Origin of the sequence: Alcaligenes sp. EGD-AK7, assembly GCF_000465875.3 — a bacterium.
Taxonomy (GTDB): Bacteria; Pseudomonadota; Gammaproteobacteria; order Burkholderiales; family Burkholderiaceae_B; genus Alcaligenes; species Alcaligenes phenolicus.
In genome coordinates this window covers 423,746-446,076 of sequence record NZ_AVOG02000001.1, presented here as the reverse complement: position 1 = coordinate 446,076, position 22,331 = coordinate 423,746, and the positions used below count along the sequence as shown (strand labels likewise).

Sequence of the window (22,331 nt, the reverse complement as noted above, 5' to 3'; positions counted from 1 at the left end):
ACTCATCAGACTTCACCGATCAGGCTTTCAGCGTATAGCGCAAAATCTCCACGATTTGCTCGGGGCTAGTTGCCCAGGCCTGCGCACTGGCATCCACTTCTTTCAAGGGATGGATGATGTCTTCGGCGTGCAACGTCACGTACGGTTTGCCCAGGGCGGCACAGAAACCGGCATCAAAGGCAGCATTCCACTGTTTGTACTTGTCCCCAAAACGCACCACGACCAGATCCGCCTGCTCAATTAAGGTTCTGGTACGGATGGCATTGATTTTGGAGGATTTGTGATCACGCCAGAAACCTTCGCTGGCCGGTCCCAGGTGATCGCCGGCGGCATCGCTGGCATCGTGATCGGTAACAGGGCTGGTAAAGGTAATATCCAATCCAGCGGCCTTTGAACCTTGAGCAATCTGCTCGCGCCAATCCGTGTGAATTTCGCCGGACAGATAAACGGTGTAAGTCATTACATACTCCATAAAGAAAAGCCGGACGCCTCTTTAACAGGCGCCCGGCGCATTCAAACCCACCCAACAGTAGCATATTGAGCGGCACCTAACAGCAGGCAAACGCAATAAACCTTATTCGCAAACGCATCAGGGGGGGGTAAAGAAACGGGTTTCTTTATGAAGCCTGTGGATCAGCGAATCGGAATGGCAACCGGACGCAGCGGAGCCGCATCACCGCCCCGGATCTTGAGCGGACCACCAATAAAGGCAAACTCATAGACCTTGTCCTTGGACAATTCATCCAGAGCAATCAACTCAATGATCGGTGCGCCTTGTTGGGCCAATAGATAGGTATGCAAGGGGACGTAGTCATCAGGCACCTCGGAAGGGAAGGTTTCAAAGCTCAAATTGTCCGCACCCACAATCATCGCACCGCCTTCTTCCACCAGATAGCGAGCAGCATCCAGACCCATGCCGGGTGGCGCATTCATATAGGCTTTGGGATCATTAAAGAGCTTCATGCGGCCCGTGCGGATCAGGACAATATCGCCTTCTTTCAGCACCGTTTTCTGACGGGCCAGTGCATCCTTCAAGTCCTGGCGTGTGATGCGGTATTGATCGGGCAGTATGTCTACGCCTTTGGCGGCGGCCACATCAATCAAGACGCCACGGGCGATCAAGGGCGGGAATTTCTCGATGCCAGTACGGTTCCAGCCACGGTCACCCAGATGCTCATCAGCCTTGAAACCATTCCAGATCTTTCCATGAATGCCGAAGTGATTCAGGGCATCGATATGGGTGCCCGTATGGCTGTACATGGAAAAAGCCGTGCCTGTGTAGCTACGAACCGCGTTCATCTCATCGCCAACTCCCATCGGGTCATCCACTGCGGTACCACGAGGGGTATGGGTCATCCAGAACTGATAGTGCGGGTCTCCCGCGTCCTGCCAACTGGGCATGCCCAGGTAGTAGTCGGTTGCCAGGTCATACACTTTGCTGCCATCCAGACGGGACAAGATGGCGGCCCGGGAAGCAGGGGTGATCAGGTTCAAGCGACCAATTTCATCGTCCGGCCCCCAGGGACTGATGCCCACTTCCTGAGCACTAAGGGGCAAAGGGTTGCTCGCTGGGTGAGTGGAATGAGCCAGAGAGACGCTCATGCTGCTTGCACCAACCAGCAGTAAACCGAGAAGACGGTGAGAAAAACGAATCGACATGGATGTCCTTTTATGAAGCGTAGATAAGAAAGAAAGGGGCAGCGCTTACAGCAAAGCGCGCAAACGGCTTTTGAGCATTTCGGCGGATTGGGTCTGCAAACGGGCCAACACTTGGCCGGTCTCGCGTGAGGAGACTAATAAAGTGGGGATGGACTGGATCCCTAGCCGTACCGCTTCGGCGCGATCGGTTTGAACTCGCTGCTGCGCGATATCGCTATCCATAGCATTCAGAAAGGCCTCACCCTCAAAGCCTTGCGCAATGGCGACCTCCAGTAGCGTGTCCATATCGCCGATATTGCGACTTTCTGCCAGATGCGCACGCTGCACCGCATCGAAGTAATCCCAATGGGCGTTGTCGCCAGAAAGTAGCTGCGCCGCCTGACACGCCCGAGCGGACAACATTCCATGGGGATAGTCGAAGTTCTGTGCTCGCATGCCCTCGATATTGATGGACTGCGTATCGTCGTGTTGGGCGCAGGCGGCCCAGTGGCCCAGGATTTCACGTTTGGCGCGCTCCATGGAGCCGAAGGCTTGCAGCATCTGCTCGCGGCTGTCTTGCAGAACAAAGGTATGGTGGCGGACCTGGATGCCCAGTTCGGCGGCAACTTGCCGCAAGCGTGGCGACATGACATAACACCATCCGCAGACGGCGTCATGGAAGAAATCAATAATCAGGGGGGAGACAAGCGGCTGGGTCGGGTGTGTTTGATCGTGCATTGTGATGTCCTTGTAAGATGGTCATCACAATAGCGTTCCCCGGAGCGGAGAATAAGCACGTGGCGGTGCAGACAGTTTTTACTCCGAGTTCATAAAGGTCTGTTTACAGGGCGTTGGACATGGCATGGGGCAGTTGGTCGGCCAGATAATCCACGAAGGCTTTGACCTTGGGTTGCAGGTGTCGGTTGGTTGGATACACGGCGTAGATATGGCGGGGCTCATTCACCAATTCGGGCAAAACGCGTTGCAACTGCCCGCAAGCAATTGCTGGATCTGCCAGAAAGGAAGGCAGGGCGCCAATACCCAAACCGGCAATCAGAAAGTCGCGCAGCATCAGGCTGTTATTCACTTGACTATGCTCGCCTGAAAACAGCAAAGCCGTACCACTGGGGGGGTGCTGTTGAGGATTGCTGTCGAAATCACTATCAAAAGCAAGGCCCTGGGTATGTGCCAGGCTATAGCTGATCATTTTGTGATTGCGCAGATCCTGCAAGGTCTGAGGCAGGCCATGCTGCTTCAAATAGCTGGGGGCGGCGCATAATTTTTGCTCGATGGTGGCGAGGCGACGAGCAATCAGGGTGGAATCATCCAGGCTGCTACGCAAACGCACCGAGACATCAAAACCGTGAGCCACGGCATCCACGATCCGGTCTTCCATCACCAGCTCCAGCTTCAGTTCCGGATACTTGTGTAGAAAATCCGTCATCAATGGCGACAGGACGCTAAGTGCAAACGACAAGGGGGCATTCACGCGCAAGGTCCCCGTCACGCGCTGGGACTGCTGTTTGACCGAGCGCTCCAAAGTGTCCAGCTCATCCAGTATCCGACAGCATTCGGCATAGTAGCTGCGGCCAGTCTCCGTCAGACTCATGCTGCGCGTAGTGCGCTGGATCAGCACCGTATCCAGATGCGCTTCCAGGGTACGCAGTTGCTTGCTCAAACCCGCTGCGGATATCCCCAGATCCTCCGCGGCTTTGGCAAGTCCGCCCAGCTCCACAATGCGCCGGAAGGTGCGCATGACATTAAAAGTGTCCATAAGGGATAGGTACTCCAACAATCAGCTATAGCAAGGCATGGGCGGGGAGCATGTCTGAAAACAGGAACGCAGTCCCCACAGGAATCGTATCCTACCGCATTGCCGGGGGCTGTCTGCGTCTGATTTTCTTGTCTCGAGGCGGGTGCTTTATTTCCAACCCAGGCTATGGGATTGCTCCAGAGCCTGGTGACGCTGATCATCATCCGCATGCAGATAGATATTGGTCGTAGCGATAGACTCATGGCCCAAGGTGTCACGGATGATACGTAGATCCACCCCTTGATCAGCCAGGTGAGACCCTGCCGAGTGACGCAGCCAGTGAGCCGAGGCCTGCTCCAGAATACGGGCCTGGGACTCCTGATCGGGATGCAGACTCCGTAAACGATCCGCACTACCTTGAAAAACCTGTTTGACCAGAACATGCGCCATGGCCCGCGTCAAATGCTTGTCGCTGGCGCCGGCGGACATTAATAACGGATAGGGCTCCAAAGCCTGGGGCGGTCCTTCCAGCCCATGCGCTTGTCGGTAGCGCATCAATTCGCCGTAAAGCTCTTGCGTTAAAGGCACACGACGCCATTTGTCGCCCTTGCCGTGGATATGCAGCCACCATTGAGCCGTCGTTCCCGCATCAACACGTTCCTGAACATCGGCCATACGCGCCTGAACCAGTTCGGAAATGCGCAGGGCGCCGCCATAAAGAATGGAAAAGAGCCAACGTACGCGGGCTTTGTAGCGCAACTCGCTCTGCGTATCTTCAGGAAGGGCCTGGATGTACTCCTGTACCCAACGCCATTGCAACCGGGTCAAGTACCGTTGCTGGGGGGCGGTGGTTTTCTTTTGACGTCGGCCCTGATGAGACAAGGCCAAAGGATTGCCCGCCAAATACCCCGCCTGCACCAGCCAGCTAAATAAAGAGTTCAGAATCAATAACGCCTGATTCCGGCTGCTTTCAGACAAGGGCCCCGAAAATGGCCGCCATGCCGCATGGTGACGGGCAGGGCGGGAGCGCCCTTGAACCACCCAGCGATGAGCGGGTTGAGGGTCCGCCAGAAACAAACGATAGGCCAGGATGTCTTCCAGGCTAAGCGAGGACAAGTCCTTGTGACGCTCCAATACCGCCCATAACAAGAGGCGCTCCGCCTCCTTGCGGTAGTTCGCATAGGTGCGTGGACTATCTATATAGCGCGCCAACCAAGCCCGCAACGCCTCTATATCTGTTTGCGCCTCAATCTGTGCACGTCCGCCGATAGACCGGTTGGCCCCTTGCCGCCCGTCAAAACGAGCCAGCAATTGAGCAATATCGTCCGATCCCAGGTCGGTTGAGGGCGAAGTGTTGGCTATTTCCATGAATAAGCAGAAAAACGAAGGCGATAAGAGAGCAGGGAAGGGCTTTCAAACCCGTGCCTGTGCCAATCAACCTGTTTAGGATCATATATTTGACATTATAGAGATAATGTCAAATTATAAAATCCAATTTGTTGATAATTTTATATATTACGTTGTATTATTAATTAAATTATCAACAAAGGTGGAAAAATGGAGCAAAACCAGCCAAACGAGGGGCAAATCCTGGCCGATGTTGCCCAATTACGTGATCGCTTCAGCCATACGCAGACTTTGTACAAAGAAGTGGCCGCACTCCTGTTTTTCCGCTATGGCGTCACACCTACGGCCAACAAGCTGTACCAATTGGTGCGCAAAGGCAGCATGAGCGCTCCGGCTCAGGCACTACAGACGTTCTGGGAAGATTTGCGGGATAAAAGTCGAGTTCGGCTGGATGTGGCCGACATGCCTGAAGAGCTACAAGCCCTGACGGGGGATCTGCTGGGTCGTATCTGGCAAGAAGCGATGGGGCACTCGAAGCAGCAAATGCTGCATTACCAGACTCAGGCTGATGAACGCGTCGCACAGGCCCAAGCCCAAACCCTGGAGGCCCAACAGGTGCTGGAAGTAGAGCAGGGCGCCTTGAAAAATGCCCAAGCCCATATAGAAAAGCAGAAAGAAGAACTACAGGCAGCCAGTCAGGTACAAGCAGCTCTGAAACAAGACTTGCTGCACGCCAAACAACGTCAAAACGAGCTGGAAACCGAAAAACAATTGGTTCAACAAGAACTGCGCCGCCAAGGTGAGCAATTCACCCAGGACTTGGAGCGGCTGCAAAAGGCTATTGAGCTAACCGAAGAACGCGCCCAGGCCAACGAGCGCCGTGCTTTACTGGAAATCGACAAGGAACGCTCCATTCAAACGCGACTGCGTCAGCAAATAGAAGAGGCCGAGCAAGCAAACAAGACCCAGCGTCAAGCTCACGAACAGGAGCTGAACAAACAGCAGGATCAAATGCAGAAACTGCGCCAGGAGTTGGGGCAAGAGCAGGGCGAGCGCCGCGCGATGCAAGCGGCTATGGATATCAGCCATAACTTGGCCAAAGAGATGCAGGGGCAATTGCAAATGTTGCGTACTCGCGCTGCTTTGCTGGAGCGGGAGAATGAAGAGGCGCGCAAAACAGCCCAACGACTCAGCCAGGAACTGGAACAAGCCCAAAGCCAGCCTGTACGCCCCCTACGGTTGAAGCGACGCCCGATCAAGAACGATCCTGAACAATAAAATCTATTTAGCAGCCTATGCCAGCCATCCGTAAGGTTGATTTGCTGCACTTTCAATCGCCTGGATAGACCACTGCGTGTAACGGTCTGTTTTAGCGTAAACGATGCACAGAAGGCTTATGCTAAGCTTTTGCCCATGCTGCGCGCACCCATTTCATCTCGCAAAACAATAGGCTGGCTTTTATTAGTCGGCCTGCTTGTTTTTTTTGCCAGCATGGGTTTGAGTAGCAGCTTTGCCGCACACGCCACGATTCAAAATACGGATCGCAGCACTGTTCAAGCGCAACATGCCTCGTCGGGGCAATCTCACCATAGCGCTCCCAACCATTGCAGCACTCCAATGAAAAGTGGTTGCTGCGCTTGTCTGGCGACGCAGGCTCCACAACCTGAAGCGGTGGCATTACAGCCCGTTTTCCCTCCCGTCCCCCTGCATCAAAACTACGTCTCCCGGCTGATTGGCCCCGCCCAGCCACCTCCGCGCTCGTCCTGATCCTCCCGTTCTAATTGCCGCCCAAGCGCTAAAAGCCTGTGCTGATCCAGCCTGGGTGGTACGTGTGTATTGATGATTGATAGGGATAAACCCATGAAACGACGCGATTTTTTTAAACTGACTTTGGGTGCCAGCCTCTTGAGTAGCCTGCCTATGCGAAGCTGGGGGCAGGGCATGATGGGGCACCACGGCTCCATGTCTGAAGGTATGCCCGGTCACGGCATGAGCACCCGCCCAGGCCTGATGCCCATAGAAAAAATGCCGGCTGGCCAGGCTCTGCAAGCTCTACCTGTACTTAAAAACAGTAGTCAGAAAAAAGGGCTTTTCCAGGCCAAAATTACTGCTGCTGCCCATCAACGCGTTCTGGCAGATGGAAAAAGCACCGAACTCTGGCTTTACAACGGCCAAGCTCCCGGCCCGCTGATCGAACTGTATGAGGGCGACCAAGTAGAAATCGAGTTTGAAAACCAGCTGGATCAGGCCACTACCATCCACTGGCACGGTTTGCCGGTTCCTTCTGATCAGGACGGCAACCCACAAGACGCGGTGATGCCAGGACAAAGCCGCTACTACCGCTTTACCTTGCCCGAAGGCTGCGCCGGTACGTACTGGTATCACCCACACCCTCATGGCAAAAGCGGTGAGCAAGTCGCCCACGGATTGGGCGGGACAATTATTGTCCGCTCTCTCAAAGACCCATTGAAAGACTATACGGAGCAACACTGGGCCATTAGCGATCTGCGGTTGGACATTAATGGCCATATTCCGGCCAACACAGGTCCTGACTGGATGAACGGCAGGGAAGGGCAATTCGTGCTGCTGAATGGTCAACGCCAACCCCTTATCCAGGCCAGCACAGCAGAACGCATCCGTGTCTGGAACTCGTGTTCTGCCCGTTATTTGAAGCTGCACATCCCCGGCGCTCGGCTGGTTCAAGTCGCTACAGATGGCGGACTGTTAGAGCAAGCCTTGGCAGCGGCCGAGTCGATTTTGATGGCCCCGGCCGAACGGGTGGAGTTCTTTATCCAGGCGGATAAAGATCTGGATAGCAGCTTGCAAGCACTGTATTACGATCGGCAAAAAATGATGGTGCAGGAAAGTCCCGAAACCCTGACGCTGGCAACACTGAAAATCCACCATCAGGAAATCGAACTGCCCAAGCAATTACGCGCAATCCCTGCCATTCCAGCAGCCGCCAGTACCGCAAAAGTCGTGTTCAGCGAAGTCATGCCCATGAACCATGACATGCAGTCTGGGCACGGTTCTGGTATGACAAACTCATCCGGGATGAACCACCAGGGTATGGCAGGCATGGATAACGATATGATGCCCGGCATGGCTGCCATGCGTTCCATGTTCCGTATCAACAATCAGGTCTACGACATGGACCGCATCGACCTGCGTTGCCCAACAGGGCAGTGGCAGTACTGGGATGTGATTAACGATTCCCATATGGACCATCCTTTCCATCTGCACGGCACACAGTTTCAGGTATTGGCGCGCCAAACCGGGATGCAGTCCGTACCGGAGGCGTTCCGGGCCTGGCGCGACACGGTCAATCTGCGGCCCAATGAGACGGTCCGGCTGGCATTCCGCCAGGAATTGCCCGGCCTGCGCATGTTCCACTGCCACATTCTGGAGCACGAGGACCTGGGCATGATGGCGCAGCTAATGGTGGAGTAGCCTGACCCCTGAGGTAGAGCCTTGAAAACATCCGCCCTGCAAGCCTGTATGCCAGCAGGGCGGACAAAGCAGTCCTGCTTGAAAAAAACCCGGCGTCGCCTGCATTACAATACCGCTTTTGAATTTCTCATTTTCAGCGGAGCACGCGCCATGAGCCTGTTGGGCACCCCTTTATCGTCGTCGTCGGACAAAATCATGCTCTTGGGCTCGGGAGAGCTGGGCAAAGAAGTACTGATTGCGCTGCAACGCCTGGGGGTAGAAACCATAGCGGTGGACCGCTACGAGAACGCACCCGGCCAGCAGGTCGCCCATCACTCGCGCACCATCACCATGAGTGATGCCGAACAATTGCGCGCCCTGATCGAAGAAGAAAAGCCCACTCTGGTCGTACCCGAGATTGAAGCCATTGCCACCGGCGTGCTGGAAGAGCTGGAAGCCCAAGGCAAGGTACGCGTCATTCCGACGGCCCGTGCCGCTCGCCTGACCATGGACCGCGAAGGCATCCGTCGCCTGGCCGCTGAAACCCTGGGTGTTCCTACCAGCCCCTACCAGTTCTGCGAATCGCTGGAAGAGCTTCAAGCCGCTATCGACGACAAGATTGGCTACCCTTGCGTCGTCAAACCCTTGATGAGCAGCTCGGGCAAGGGTCAAAGCAAGATCAGCGGCCCGGACGATGTTGCCAAAGCCTGGGACTACGCCATGGCGGGTGGCCGCGTCAGCCAATGCCGCATCATTGTTGAAGGCTTTATCGACTTCGACTACGAAATCACCTTATTGACTGTCCGTGCCGTAGGCGCAGACGGCCAGATCGAAACCCAGTTCTGCGATCCCATCGGCCACAAGCAGGTAGATGGCGACTACGTTGAAAGCTGGCAGCCCCAGCCCATGAGTCCCGCGGCTCTGCAAAGCGCACGCGATATTGCCCAAGCCGTTACCCAGAACCTGGGCGGCCAGGGCTTGTTTGGCGTTGAGCTGTTCGTGAAGGGCGATCAGGTCTGGTTCAGTGAAGTCAGCCCCCGTCCACACGACACCGGCATGGTCACCATGGCCACCCAATGGCAGTCAGAATTTGAACTGCATGCACGCGCCATTCTGGGCCTGCCTGTGAATACCGCCTTGCGTATGCCCGGCGCCAGCGCCGTGATCTACGGCGGTGTAGATGCAAAAGACGTGAATTTCCTGAATGTGGCTGAAGCCTTGCGCATCCCGCAAACCGATATCCGTCTGTTCGGCAAACCCGAGAGCTTTGAAAAGCGCCGCATGGGTGTCGCATTGGCCGCAGACGCTGATCTGGAAACGGCCCGTGCAAACGCCCGCCAGGCCGCGGCCACCGTAAAAGTCCAAGCCCGCTAAAACAAGGAGTTTTCCACCATGCCCATCATCGTCGTCCTGCTGTTCCTGGGGATTATTGCGGCGCTTGTGTATGGTGGAATGCAGCTCTTTAGCCTGGTCAGTGCCAGTGCCGGAGTTATTGCCGCGATCTTGAGCCTGCTGATCGCAGCGGCCATTCTGGTGGCCCCCTTCATCGTATGGCAACGCCGTTATCTGGCCATTCACGGCAAAAAGCAGCAAGGCCAGCGCATTCTGGAGCTGGCCTTACCCGACGGTTCAATACGCCTGGAGGCCCTGCAAAAACGCGGTCAGATTCAAACGGGGCAGGGAACACGAGCGTTTATTTTTGCGGATATAGACTCGGTCGAGCTGCAGGGCAGGGGATTGACGCTGACTTTGCGTAACCCAACGCAAAGTTGGGAAATCCAGCCTGCCCATACCGCAGAAGCCAAACGTTGGCGCAAAATCCTTAGCCTGGCAGCACGGCAGGATTTATAAGGCTCATCGTCAAAGCAAATCGACAATACGCCTAACCGAAGTAAAGCCTTGTCGGTCAAAAAGCACGTGCATCCTTATACCTGCTCACTCACCTGATCAGACAAGGCCGGCTCATTCAGGCTGATCATGTGCTCATCCAAAGACTCCAGCGTCTCGACGACCGTACGCAGAACCTGAATACGGGCGGCTTTTTTGTCCTTGCTGGGCACAATATGCCAAGGTGCCATGTGAGTATCGGTCTGGGCGAACATTTCCTCCGCAGCGCGTTGATACGCCGTCCATTTCTCCCGGTTACGCCAATCGTCTTCCGTAATCTTGTAATTCTTGAAGGGCGTTTCCTCGCGGGCCTTGAATCGTTTGAGCTGCTCGTCCTTATCAATATCCAGCCAGAACTTGATCACAGCCGTACCGTTGGCCAGCAACTGTGCCTCAAATTCGTTGATTTCCTCGTAAGAACGATGCCAGGCGGCACGGGAAATCAATTTTTCCACCCGCTCCACCAGCACACGACCATACCAGGATCGATCAAAAATCGAAATTTCCCCCAGACGCGGCAGTTTGCGCCAGAAACGCCATAGATAAGGGCGTGCCAGCTCCACAGCATTAGGAGCAGAAATAGGGTGGATATCGTAAGTACGGACGTCCAGGGCTTCGGTCAAACGGCGGATAGTGCCGCCTTTACCCGCTGCATCCCGCCCCTCAAACACCAGTACCAAAGAGTGCTTGCGGAAAGCTTTACTACGCACCGCGCAAGACAAACGGCCCTGCCAATGCAAAAGCTCGGCGTCGTAATCCTGCACAGATTCTTCAGGAGGAGGGGACTGAAGCGAAGCAGTCGGGACGTTCAAGCGAAACGGGAAGGCATGCGGCTCTTTCACCTGACGCGGGACAATAGGCTTGTCCATGGCCTGCAACACCACCTTGGCCAAAGACACATCACGCAGGTTCTTATCTGCGCTAGGGATAACAACCCAAGGGGCGTAATTTCGATGGGTCAGATTGATAGTTTGCGTCGCGGCATTGCGCAAGCGATTGAATTGCTTATGAACTTTCAGGTCAGCCTTGCTGACACGCCAGGCAGTACTAGGATCAGACATCAAGGTAGCGCATCGATCCAGTTGAGCCTGCGCAGAAAGATGGAACCACAGCTTCAGAACCTGCACACCTTGATAGGCCAACTGCGCTTCAAAACGATTGATCAGATGGGTATACAAAGCAATCTTGGCCGGATCCGGTGCTTTACGGGCCAGCTCTTTCATTAAAGGCGCATACCAGGACCCAAACACCAAACCCGTCTGACCACGAGCGGGCAAACTATTCCAATAACGCCACATCAAAGGGCGCATGGCTTCCTCTTCACTTAACTTGCCAAACGCCAGAGTGTGCACATGGCGCGGATCCAGCCACGTGTTCAAGGTATTGATAGCAGAGCCTTTACCCACACCGTCCATACCTGCCACCACGATCAGCAGGGTTTGATCTGCCTTATCCAGACGTTCATACTGCTTGGACAGCAAGGCTTCACGCAGGATTTCAATCTGCGCCTTGGCCAAGTCATCACTCAAGCTGGGATCGCGTTCGGCAAACTGTAGTACATGGCCCATGGTGCTTTGCTCCGATTTACATAGCTGCTCACTATAACCATGCAAGGGAAGACTTAACTACCTTCAGAGCAAAAATAATCCGGAAGAAGAGAGAGGAGTGACAAGCGATAAGAACAGGTGCTTAAGGGAATGGGGCTAATGTCTATCGATTACTGACTTTACATAATATACATTATGCGATGTTTCCCAGCCGTCCTCCAGGGAGGAAAACGAGCCTGTTCAGCAGTCTTTTGCATTATGTGAAGTTAGGCACCTCACAGTAATCTAAACCGAAACCCCGTCGAAACGTTGAATTGCACGACTGATCGGACGGTAGCACAGCACTTTATCCTGTGTCAAACATCCCCTTCATTCAACGATCCAACTTCAATACTGGATTGACGGGCGGCACGGGTAAAACAAACCGGTCCGGGTCCATCAACACCACCGCCGCCAGCGAGGCGATCGGCACATTTCCTTTGCCAATGATCTGGTAGCGCAAGATGTTGACCTTGCCACCACCTTCTACTTGCCGCATCCGATGCCACCCAGCTTTGATAACCTCTCGCTGAATCTGCATCCCCATGGCGTCGGCCTGTTCTTCAGGCCCTGTTTGAGCCGCGTAGAGCTTGAAAATCTTGGGTGAAATCAATGCCATGCCTTCTTCTACAAAATGCACGGGTGCCCCAGATTCGTTGTACTTAATCTCACGGCTGGCCAAGCCTTGCTGCAGCCACTGTATAAACGCCATCGCCGCTTCGCTAGGTTCCTTCACAGGAGCTTCATGCGGCAGTTCTGGCAAGCTAGGCGTCAACACGACCGGCGTGGTGCTTGCCTGGCTGAACATACGTTGAGATTTTGCCTGTGTCTTTGGAGCAAGCTCTGGCTCAAAAACCGACGCTTTAGGCGTCGGTAAGGCTGGTAATGCTCCAGGTGTGTGCTCAACAGAGGCTGGCACAACACTTTTAGCCTTTGCTGCAGCTATGGCTGTTGCTTCATGTTGATGTGATTTTTTGCCTGGGCGTGCGCTGCTAACCGTTGCTGTCGGCGCTGAGTTCACAGGTGTGGGCTTATGCGACGCTTGCGGTGGGCTGCGATGAATAACGTTGGATGCTGTATCAGCTTCATCCAGAAAGTCATCGTCAACATCAAAGCCATCTACGGCGAGTTCGGCTGGCAAAATCACCGTCTCGTCGTCGTATACCTGAATTGAAGCAGTTTGGTGACTATTGCTTGAGGTTGGCACAGGTTTGGGCTGGTTGCCGCTTTGCGTTGCGCCATTTTTCGGTGTTTGCCGCTTGGCTGCGCCAGTTGACGCATTTTTGGGCTTTCTAAACTCCATTGCTGGTACGAGATTACGCTTGGGTGCTGCAGTTTGGGAACGAGCTGAAGCAGTTTTGGCCGTTGTGGCCACCTTTTGCGGCAATATTCCTTCATCAATGTGTTCTGGAGCAGCTTTGGCTTGAATGACTGTTGTGTCAGCGCTGTGCTCACAATCAACCGCAGCTGGATCAGCCTCTGTTTCAAACTCATCATCGCCACGCTTGGCCCGGACATGGATCTCTCCGGACATCGCCGGTGGGTATAAGTTTGGATCATCATAGAGCTTTGACAGTGGAAAGCGCAGCACACTTAGTCTGTGTCGATATTGATGGGCTTCTGTGCCCTCTTCTGTTGCCGGCGTTTGCCCGTTGATTTCAACGTGCCAAATAGCTTGGCCAGAATGAGGACTGACTTGCAAGATTCCATATTCCTGCCATGTGTCAAACAGCCTATCGTTCTTGGCCTCTCCAGGTACAGACTCGTCAGGCTCATGCTTTTTAATCCAGGCCCGCGTGGCATCGGCCAAACGCTTAGCCACAAACCACACAGAGCCGTCATACACCCATCCGGCAGCTCCAGTACGATTGAGCGGCAATTCCGTTCCAGACTGCAACATGCTTTTGAGCGCTTGCATGAGTAAATCCACCAGCGGTACTGCATTAGCTGTCGCAAAACGAGCCTTACTGCCCTTCATCAATGCGTTGCTGGTGGAGGCCTGGTCAGCGCGTTTGATAATGTCAGCCAATAATCCATCCTTATGGCCAGACAAATAATGAGTCAGCGCATCAAAGGCGTGAGGCGTTTGAGACAAAAAAGTTAAGGCAGATTTTGGGGCAATCTGATGAAGCAAGGTCAGTGCCAGGCGATTATGGGCCTGGTAGTCCCGGCTGGCTTTTGGCTCAAACTCGACTCGATACTCCAGATCCAGACGCCCCTGCCCCACTTCGAACAAGGAGCCCGCCAGCGGTTTCCATCGCAACGGTTCATCCATCGCCCCGCCTCGCCATAAGATCCGTAGGTCCGTCATCGGTTTGGCAATGTCATGAAGCAGTGCCGCGTAAAAGACCACATAGGTCCACTGATCACGCTCGGCGTCAATCTGCTCAACGGGAGCATTCGTCGGTAAAAAATGCGCGTTTCGCCAGGTCATGGCTGCCAATACCATCTCCAGCGTATGGGCCAACAAACCACCTGCGTGGGCGTGATGGTGTGCTTCTGAGGCAGGCATGAGCTGGACGTATTCTGCATATCGTCGGATAGCTGGGATGAAATCTCGTCTAAAAACAGGATCTGCTACGCGAGACTGCAGGAACATTTGATGAACCGCTTTTTGAGCTTTCAGCAGACGGATCAAGTCATCAGACTCAAGAACACGCAACCACCCTTCCTCCCGCCCTGCTACACGTTGGGCAACTGGAACTGGTGGGGGGCTTGGAGGTGGCGGAACCGGTGCGGGTTTAGCCGTACTGGAGGCGCGTCGCGGAATAAAAGTGGAGAACTTCGAGATCCAAGGCGGGGTTCGGCGGTGAGTCATGCTCTAACGTTCAAGCAAATGGGCTCGCAACGTCTCCAGAGTCGGACGAGGATGGCGCAATGTGAGCAAAATATGCAGTGACTCAGTGGGATGTTGCGGATCGCCCAGCTGCAGGAAATGGAACCAGCTCATCTGCAGTGGATTCCATTGAATTGAATCAGGATCAGGCAGCATATTTTTGCCCCAGTGGGCCCGATAATGGACAAATGGCTGCTGCAAAATATCTTCAACAATGCTCTCTTTGCGTCCTGCGAGATCTACGGCCTGGCTGCTTTCTTGCGCCAGGTTCTGACAATGATTCTTCAAAATCTCTCTCACACACAGATGAGGATCATCTTCATCCTCGGCATAAATTTCTAATCCGTCATAGCGCGATAGCCAGGCTGAAAAATGGGGGACCCATTCAGCCAATCCGAGCTCAGTCAGGAGCTCGACAATGCGGTAAATCGCATGAGCACGGTCGTGCGCATCACGCCCAAAATGGGGGAACCCAGGATCGGGGTATGGATGCTCGTCTAGGTACGTGTGGGCGAGGATAGTCATAGCGGCCACTCTACAAAGCGGTTTGCTATCTCTCAACGCGATACCGGGTGCGACGTAACCTAGGGTTCTCGCTTGCGCGCAACGTTAAGTTCTGATAAGTCACAGCCCGCTATGCTGGCCGAGGCCATTTGCATCGCTTCACCCAGCCCCTGGGTGAAGCGATGCGTAACCCGTAAGCCCCCTTTTCCCCTACCCGTAAGGCCTTTCCCGACGGCCACCGGATTTTTAGGTGGACGGCGGCCCTTTGGATAAGGCCCTTGACCCGTAGCAACCTTTTCCCAGTAGCGGATTGACGCCCCGGCAGTCCGTCAACACATTCTTGTTCTAGTTGTATTGTGCAATGCAAAACATTTTAACTTGAATACCCTTTCTTCACTTACTCAAAAACGCATATAGCAGGCCGCGCGGATAACGCACATAACTGTTTTCGTCAAGCTGAAACCCCGTGTTACGTGACCTTGGGTTAACGAGCGACACCTTGGGGTGCCTTTGCAACACTGAACGCCATTCTCAATCGGATGGAGTACTTCATGAGCTGGACAGCTAGACTCGCTGTTGCCGCGCCACTGGCTGTTTTGGCGTTGCAGGCCCAAGCCCAGGTCGGGGATACCTACGACAACGGCACACAGGTGCGAATAGGACAATACAGCACACAAGCCAGCACACCAGGGCATAGCGTTTCTGATCCCCTGTCTGTGTTTGTTGCACTGACTTACCCACGTCAAGACGTAGCCACCATTGATGGTGCGATTGAGTACACCCTCAAACGGACTGGCTGGCAGCTTGATCGCTCCAAGTTGTCGCTAGAAGCCGCGCAGTTTCTTCGCTTACCACTTCCAGAGTCCCAGCGGTCGCTGGGCACGTATCGTGTGCGTGATGTCTTAAATGCACTCGTAGGTGAGACCTGGCGCTGGGACGAGGACCCCATCCGTCGCAGACTGTGGATCAGTCTAGCGGCACAGCCGACTCTGTCAGGCGTCGAACTGTCACAGAATTGGCTCCACGCCCAAACCTACCCCGTCACAGTTGACCCTAAAAAGCCGTGGTTGCCCCTGACCGAGCGCATCAGCGGGGTGCAGCCATGAACCAACAAGATCAACAATGGCAACAGCAGCAAGACGATCTTCGCCGCCGGGAACAAGCCGAGCAGCTAGAGCGTGAACGGCTCGAGCGCTTGGAACATGAACGACTGGAGCAAGACCAGCAGCTTGAGCGTGAACGCCAAGAAAAGCTGGATCAGCACGACTATGACTCCCGTCGTGAGTTGGAGGACGCTACCCCAAACAAGCCTGGTGTCTTGCGAACACTCATGCAAATTTTGTTCTCTCGCAAAGAACCAACGGCAAGCGTTGAAAAACAGAACGTGGAGCCCGTGTTTTCGTCTGTAGTGGATCCCCTGACCGAGACGCAAAACAATGAAGCAGTCACCGATTTCTTTGCTGAACAAGACAATCAACCGCAACCTGCCAGCGTTTCGCCATCCCCATTGGCATCTGCTGCACAAACCGGTACTCCAACTCCCAAGAAAAAGACAGGCTATCCGTGGAAGCTAATCCTGGCGTTGGTGCTTTTTGCTGTCCTTTTCTTGAGCTGGAAATACCTGTTTAACCAATCTGTGGTTGAGCAAACAGCCGCCTTGTCTGCAGCCGAACCCTCACTGGCTGAAATCGAAGATCAGGTCGCCCCTGTTAAGGATGAGAAAAAGGGTTCTGAGCCCTCCCCTGCTCCCACCAGCAGTGAATTAGGAAGTGTAGAGAAAACATCTGACATACCGATGGGAACGGAACCGATAAACACAGCGGGGTCAACGGAATTCCAAGATATCCCCATTGATCTCGGAGAGACGTTCCCATCGAACCTTGAAACATCGCAAGGCTCGTACGCCGCTCAAGAAACACCAACATTCGAGGTGCAAATCTCGTCCCTGCAACGTGATGTCAACGAAATCAGGCAGTTACTCAATGAGCTCTTGCATCAAAACGAGCAGTTGATAGCTCTGTCCACACCTGCGCCTGAACCAGAGCCAGAGCCAGAGGTGGTGCCAGTTGTTGAACCTGCCCCCGTTAAAAAGCCGGTCACACGTCGAGCCAAGGCTGCACCGAAGCCAAGCGTTCGTCTTGTCTCAGTCGATATGTGGGATGGCAAACCTTCCGTTGTCGTCGCCAGTACACGCGCAGGCGACAACCAAACCTTAGTAATGCGACCAGGTGACACCGTCAACGGCGTCACGCTGCAAAGCGCAAGCGCATCCGAGCGCAGCGCCTCTTTTCTCGTAAACGGAAAAACCACCAAATTAACTGTGGAGGGCCAGTGATGCCGCGCCTTATGAAAATCAAAGCAGCAGCCATTAGCCTGCCCCTGCTTTTCCCTGCGATGGCGCATTCGCAAACCCAGGCCACCGCTCAGCAGCGTACCGAAGAAGTCGCCAATGCTACGCAGGCACAAGGGCGTAATCCGATTGCGCTGGATGCCGTAGATCGCCTGCGCGCCAATATTTGGGGCTTAACCGACGAAGAAATGTTGCGCGCCAAAACCTTGCTGGAAGGCCCTCGCAAAGCATTCTCGGTGGAAAACCTCTCGCCTATTGAAGCGCTGGGCATTCATGCGACCTCGGAAGCAGAGCGCCGTAAATATGCCGAAATGTTCGCCCGAGCCTTTCATGCCGACGTGGAGCGCTCATTGGCATGGAATCGTGCTTTCACCGAAGCGATGGCACGCCTTTACCCAAATGAGCCAGTTGTCAATTTCAGTCAAATCCCACCCGTTCCCGCCACGGTAGGTGCGGCTGACACTTTGAACGTGCCGCGCACTGCCATCATCGAGACCCCCGCTCCGGGCTACACGCCTCTAACTCAAAGTGTGCCAGCACAGGGCTCTGCGAAGTAATGGGGACCTCCATGCACCGCCGACAGTTTCTTGGCGCCCTCACCGCACTGACGGCCAGTGGCGTCATGACGCGCTCGTGGGCAATGGCTGCACCTGCGCAATCGGAGCTGGCGCAGCCTGAAGGCCTGGACCCGCAATGGTGGCCATATTGGTCAGATACGGCTGTGCGCATTGAGCCCAAGATCACACCCCAGGAGCAGACGACTATCCCCCACGGCTATGTTCGTCAGATGCCTCGCACACGCACCCGTCCTGGTGCGCCGATCGTGACGGCATCCTTGTTGCCACCCCGCGCTTATGACTGGGCGGGACAGCGCTGGAACATAGATCCGTGGCTGCTTTACGGCGTGGCACTGCAAGAGTCGCAAATGAAATTTGGTCGGCAGACGCTGCCCTACCCTTGGACTCTGTGCGTCAGAGGTGCTGCTAAGCGCTATGGCTCCTATGAGGCCACCCTCAAGGCCCTGCGCAAGTATGTGGATGTCAGAGGTATCCGCAATGTGGATTGCGGTGCGATGCAGGTGAACTGGGGCTACCACAACGACAAGCTCCAAAGCTTTGAACGTGCTCTGGATCCCTACCCCAATCTCGATGTAGGTGCACAAATTCTGCGTGAACACTTTGACCGCAACAGTTCCTGGCGTTTGGCGGTCGCTCTCTATCACACGGGCTCCAGAAATACGCAAGAACGAATCAGCCGCGGCAATCGCTATAGCCGTGGCGTTTTCAACAAATTGGCCAACCTGGGCTTAGATGCGTCGGAACTGGCCACTTCAACCGGTTGGAGGCGATATGCGCCGTAATCTCGCCCTCGCCTTCTTTGCAGCGACCACACTGATCTCCAGCTCGGTCAACGCTCAGACTGCACCGGTCGTCCTGGACGATTCGGTTCCGGCTGTTTCCTATTATTCGGCCTTAATTTCAGGTGCAGACCAACCTGGTGTTGGTGCCGGCATCCAGTTTCCGCTGACGTCGAACTTGCTACAACCTGGCGTGCTTAAGCCATCGGCTGTTCCAGTATTTAACCCAAAATGGATGACCCAAACATTAGCCATTGTGGGTGACGACAAAGGCTCAGAAGAATGGCTCAAGCTCCATTTGGAACGCCTGCTTTCTCTGCAGGCCACTGTCATTGTGGTATCCGCAGCCAGTGAAAAACGCTTTAAAGACATCCAGCGACAAGCCAACGCATTGCCAATCGTCCCTGATCCCGGCCACTGGTTACAGAGCCGTCTTGCCGCAGCGCATGTGACTGTCTATCCCGTGCTGATTGGCTTGGACGGTCAAGCGCGACAGATCATCTTCTCAGAAGGTTTTGAACGAGGTGAAGCGCATGAAAAATAACGCCGTCTTGGAAGCGTTACTGCGTCCACCTGTCGAAATTTGGAGTGCGGCAACGGCCTGGTCCGTCACGGCCACGGCTGCCCTGGCGCCTTGGGCGCTGATGATGCCCCCTTCTTTGGGCTACGTTGCAGCAGCAGGATCGGGCTACTTTGGCGGGGTCCGCTTTAAGCAGGCGATGCGGATCAAGCGTTATCACCATCACCTGAAATACTACAAAGTCACGAAAATTGCTCCCGCCAAAATTCCCGTGGCACCGGGCGAGTTTTACCTGGGCGAAGGATTCGAGTGGTCGCAAGCGCACACACAACGTAAACGTGAGGCCTTGCAACCGCAGGCCAAGCGTTTTGTGCGTCCATCGGGCAAAGAGCTGGCTCTACGCAGCCTGGGTTCAAAAGCCATCGAACAAGCGCAAGGCAAAGGCCCCGTCAAACCCATTGTGCGAGCCATTGCAGGAATTGCGGGCATTGATCATTGGCTCAACCCATTGCAGCCTCACCCAGACTTAGGTGGCTCACCCATCGTGCATGGCGTGGGCAGCATGGACGAAGCCCCCGTCAAGATTCGCCAATCTTCTCGCAATGGACACATGCTGGTCATGGGCACCACGCGCGTGGGCAAGACCAGGCTGCTGGAGTTATTTGCCACCCAGGACATTCATGCTGGGCACGTCACTATCGTGATCGATCCCAAGGGGGATGCCGATCTGATGCTGCGTATGTATGCCGAATGCGCTCGTGCAGGCCGCCTGGACCAGTTTTACATGTTCCATCTTGGCTACCCCGAGATCTCAGCAAGGTACAACGGCATCGGCAACTTCTCGCGTATCACCGAAGTCGCCACTCGTGCCACTAACGCCTTGCCCAGCAGCGGAAACTCCGCCGCTTTTAAAGAGTTCTCCTGGCGTTTTACCAATATTGTGGCTCAGGCCCAAGTTGCGCTGGGTCGTGTCCCGACCTATGAAGCCTTGCTCAAAGATGTGACCGGCATTGATGGTCTGTTCATGGACTATGCCCGCATGGTGTTTGGCCAACAAGCCCGCCAAGGCCGTCTGATCGACTGGGAAGTAAGACTGGCCAGCCTTGAGCTCGCGCTGCAGGATCGCAAAACCGCGCCGCCGGTGCCAAGAGCCTTGGCCGATCGACAGCCCGAATTTGTAGCAATGTTTTTGCTCATCAAAGAGGCCAAGATCAACGATACGGTCCTCGCAGGACTGGCAGCCGCCTTTAGCTATGAGCGTAGTTTCTACGAAAAGATCATCGCGTCCTTGGGGCCATTCCTGGAGAAGTTGACCACCGGCGCAGTAGGCAAACTGATCTCACCTGACTATTACGACCAAACCGATAAGCGTCCCATCTTCGACTGGATGAGCGTCATCCGGCAGGGAGGCGTGGTCTACGTAGGCTTAGATGCCCTCTCTGATTCCGTGGTCAGCTCTGCGGTCGGTAATTCCATGCTGGCCGACTTGGTCAGCGTGGGCGGCAAACTCTACAAGACGGGGCTGGACCCTCATGCCCCAGACGGAAAAATCGTGTTGCCGACCATTTGTGCTCACTTTGACGAGGTCAATGAGATTGCAGGCCCTGAATTTGTGCCCATGGTGAACAAGCTGGGGGGCTCGGGCTTTCGGATCACCGCGTACACACAGTCAGCATTTGATATTGAGGCAAAAGTCGGAGATAAGGCCAAAGCGGGCCAGATCCTGGACAACTTTAACCACCTGGTCATGCTGCGCGTGCGTAGTGTCACTACGGCCAAGCTGCTGACGGACCAGGTTCCCGAAGTCGAGGTGGTCCATCTCACGCCAATGTCAGGCGTCACAGACACCGCCGCCCAAGGCACCGGCGTCGATTTCATCAGTCGCAACGATGATATCTGGACCAAAACCAAGGTCCCTATGATTGAACCAGCCGATGTGCTGGAACTACCGCAAGGCCAAGCCTTTGCGCTACTTGAAGGCAATCGACGCTTCAAGATCCGAATCCCCTTGGCTGATGCAAGAAACGACGAATTTGTACCGCAGTCTTTGCAAAACGTCGCCGCGCAAATGAAGGCCCGCTACCGGACTTCCGAGCAATGGGCCAGTGAAACCGACTGGTTCACTGAAAACTGGCTCAATAGCCAGCCAATCGCCGATGGCACGGGCATGATCGCCACTGATCTGGCGGTGCAGGATCCTGACCCCGATGACGACACTCAAAGCAACAGCGCGATAAACACTGACACGATGGGCCTGATCACAAGGGGGCACGGATGAGTACCAACTCGACCAGCCGCCCTGTTAAGCCCACCACTCGCGGCCCCATTTTGATGACATTTGAGATGGTCATGGGTTTGCTTATGGTCTCTGTCTCAGCGTGTGTGCTGGGATTGTTCATAGAACTGGCCGGCATTCATACGATTTGGAAGGACCAAGGCACAGGCCATGCTCGCTCTATCGTGGAGCAGGACCTGAGCTATATCGAGGCTGCCCCGAAGAGCCTGATTATTCCCAATACAGTGGCCTTCTCAAACAAGATGCTCGGCTATATCTCATGGCCTTACGAGAAGTTCGGAATCTTGCAGTGGTATGCCAATAGCCATGACCCCGCCATGCAGCGTCAACAGGCCTTTCGTCGTGCACAAGAAATAAAGGCAAACGGCAACAGCCTCTCCTCCAGGCTGAAAACGATTGGCGCTGATGCCAGCCAATTTATCAGCACGGTACTCGTGCTTTCCATGTATGTCGCCATGGATGTAGCGCTTCGACTTTCGATTGCCCTTTATGCGCTGCCAGCCTTCGTTCTTGCGTGCCTAGTGGGTGCGGTCGATGGCCTGGTACGGCGTGACTTGCGCCGGTGGAGCGGCGGCCGAGAATCCTCCTTCGTTTATCACCACGCTAAGCGATACACCGCCTGGGCACTGACTGGAGGTTTCGGTCTGTATTTGACCTGGCCTTTCGGCGGCTTCAACCCCGCTTACATGGTTCTGATTTTCACCGCGTTGGTCGCTGCAACGCTCAGCACCACAGTGGCTTCCCTCAAAAAGTATATGTAGCGCCTCTCGCTCACATCACGACATTGGAGAAACGACAGAAATGAAACCACAGCAATCTGGCCTCTCA

General features: G+C 54.7%; 19 protein-coding genes. 11 read left to right on the top strand and 8 right to left on the bottom strand.

Features of this window, described 5'->3' with window-relative positions:
- Positions 1-19: 19 nt before the first annotated feature.
- The 5 genes from N879_RS02070 to N879_RS02050 form a co-directional block, all read right to left on the bottom strand.
- Positions 20-460, bottom strand: a complete 441-nt coding sequence (locus N879_RS02070) for a YtoQ family protein (protein WP_009453991.1) — start codon at positions 458-460, stop codon at positions 20-22.
- A gap of 173 nt (positions 461-633) precedes the next feature.
- Complete coding sequence (locus N879_RS02065) at positions 634-1,602, bottom strand: cyclase family protein (protein ID WP_432763166.1); 969 nt, start codon at positions 1,600-1,602, stop codon at positions 634-636.
- Between the two features lie 102 nt (positions 1,603-1,704).
- Complete coding sequence (locus N879_RS02060; protein WP_009453993.1) at positions 1,705-2,376, bottom strand: DsbA family oxidoreductase; 672 nt, start codon at positions 2,374-2,376, stop codon at positions 1,705-1,707.
- A gap of 103 nt (positions 2,377-2,479) precedes the next feature.
- On the bottom strand, positions 2,480-3,412 hold the full coding sequence (locus tag N879_RS02055; RefSeq protein WP_009453995.1) for a LysR family transcriptional regulator: 933 nt from the start codon (positions 3,410-3,412) through the stop codon (positions 2,480-2,482).
- Between the two features lie 147 nt (positions 3,413-3,559).
- A complete protein-coding gene (locus N879_RS02050) occupies positions 3,560-4,759 on the bottom strand; it encodes a tyrosine-type recombinase/integrase (protein WP_009453997.1) in 1,200 nt (399 codons plus the stop codon).
- 189 nt (positions 4,760-4,948) lie between these two features.
- On the opposite strand from N879_RS02050, the gene N879_RS02045 reads away from it, so the two are divergent.
- The 4 genes from N879_RS02045 to N879_RS02030 all read left to right on the top strand — a co-directional run bounded on the left by N879_RS02045 (position 4,949) and on the right by N879_RS02030 (position 10,018).
- On the top strand, positions 4,949-6,016 hold the full coding sequence (locus N879_RS02045) for a DNA-binding protein (RefSeq protein WP_021446587.1): 1,068 nt from the start codon (positions 4,949-4,951) through the stop codon (positions 6,014-6,016).
- A gap of 582 nt (positions 6,017-6,598) precedes the next feature.
- A complete protein-coding gene (locus tag N879_RS02040) occupies positions 6,599-8,188 on the top strand; it encodes a multicopper oxidase family protein (RefSeq protein WP_009454001.1) in 1,590 nt (529 codons plus the stop codon).
- Positions 8,189-8,338: 150 nt separating this feature from the next.
- Positions 8,339-9,541 carry a formate-dependent phosphoribosylglycinamide formyltransferase gene (purT, locus tag N879_RS02035; RefSeq protein WP_009454002.1) on the top strand — a complete coding sequence of 401 codons (1,203 nt, stop codon included), beginning with the start codon at positions 8,339-8,341 and terminating at the stop codon, positions 9,539-9,541.
- Between the two features lie 18 nt (positions 9,542-9,559).
- On the top strand, positions 9,560-10,018 hold the full coding sequence (locus tag N879_RS02030; RefSeq protein ID WP_021446584.1) for a hypothetical protein: 459 nt from the start codon (positions 9,560-9,562) through the stop codon (positions 10,016-10,018).
- Between the two features lie 74 nt (positions 10,019-10,092).
- Here N879_RS02030 and pap read toward each other — a convergent pair whose 3' ends face one another.
- The 3 genes from pap to N879_RS20270 all read right to left on the bottom strand — a co-directional run bounded on the left by pap (position 10,093) and on the right by N879_RS20270 (position 15,001).
- Positions 10,093-11,622 carry a polyphosphate:AMP phosphotransferase gene (gene pap / locus N879_RS02025; RefSeq protein WP_009454010.1) on the bottom strand — a complete coding sequence of 510 codons (1,530 nt, stop codon included), beginning with the start codon at positions 11,620-11,622 and terminating at the stop codon, positions 10,093-10,095.
- A gap of 352 nt (positions 11,623-11,974) precedes the next feature.
- Positions 11,975-14,302 (bottom strand): MobH family relaxase, encoded by a 2,328-nt coding sequence (gene mobH / locus N879_RS02020; RefSeq protein ID WP_009454011.1) that lies wholly within the window; start codon positions 14,300-14,302, stop codon positions 11,975-11,977.
- Positions 14,303-14,461: 159 nt separating this feature from the next.
- Entirely contained in the window at positions 14,462-15,001 is a 540-nt protein-coding gene (locus N879_RS20270) for a hypothetical protein (RefSeq protein WP_021446582.1), read from the bottom strand.
- Positions 15,002-15,531: 530 nt separating this feature from the next.
- Here N879_RS20270 and pilL2 point away from each other — a divergent pair.
- The 7 genes from pilL2 to N879_RS01985 are packed head-to-tail and all read left to right on the top strand — an operon-like array spanning position 15,532 to position 22,264.
- Positions 15,532-16,086, top strand: coding sequence for a PFGI-1 class ICE element type IV pilus protein PilL2 (gene pilL2 / locus N879_RS02015; protein ID WP_009454013.1), 555 nt, complete (start codon positions 15,532-15,534; stop codon positions 16,084-16,086).
- The gene (locus N879_RS02010) at positions 16,083-17,315 is read left to right on the top strand and encodes a hypothetical protein (RefSeq protein ID WP_009454016.1); all 1,233 of its coding nucleotides are present in this window, start codon (positions 16,083-16,085) and stop codon (positions 17,313-17,315) included. Before pilL2 ends, N879_RS02010 begins: the two co-directional genes overlap by 4 nt.
- 11 nt (positions 17,316-17,326) lie before the next feature.
- Positions 17,327-17,887, top strand: a complete 561-nt coding sequence (locus N879_RS02005) for a hypothetical protein (RefSeq protein WP_235484223.1) — start codon at positions 17,327-17,329, stop codon at positions 17,885-17,887.
- Positions 17,888-17,898: 11 nt separating this feature from the next.
- Positions 17,899-18,690 carry a transglycosylase SLT domain-containing protein gene (locus N879_RS02000; protein WP_021446581.1) on the top strand — a complete coding sequence of 264 codons (792 nt, stop codon included), beginning with the start codon at positions 17,899-17,901 and terminating at the stop codon, positions 18,688-18,690.
- Positions 18,680-19,231 (top strand): PFL_4695 family integrating conjugative element protein, encoded by a 552-nt coding sequence (locus tag N879_RS01995; protein ID WP_009454022.1) that lies wholly within the window; start codon positions 18,680-18,682, stop codon positions 19,229-19,231. Before N879_RS02000 ends, N879_RS01995 begins: the two co-directional genes overlap by 11 nt.
- Positions 19,221-21,485: a type IV conjugative transfer system coupling protein TraD gene (gene traD, locus N879_RS01990; protein WP_021446580.1), complete on the top strand. Its 2,265-nt coding sequence runs from the start codon at positions 19,221-19,223 to the stop codon at positions 21,483-21,485. Before N879_RS01995 ends, traD begins: the two co-directional genes overlap by 11 nt.
- A complete protein-coding gene (locus N879_RS01985; RefSeq protein ID WP_009454027.1) occupies positions 21,482-22,264 on the top strand; it encodes a TIGR03747 family integrating conjugative element membrane protein in 783 nt (260 codons plus the stop codon). The genes traD and N879_RS01985 overlap by 4 nt, the downstream gene beginning before the upstream one ends.
- The last annotated feature ends 67 nt before the right edge of the window (positions 22,265-22,331 follow it).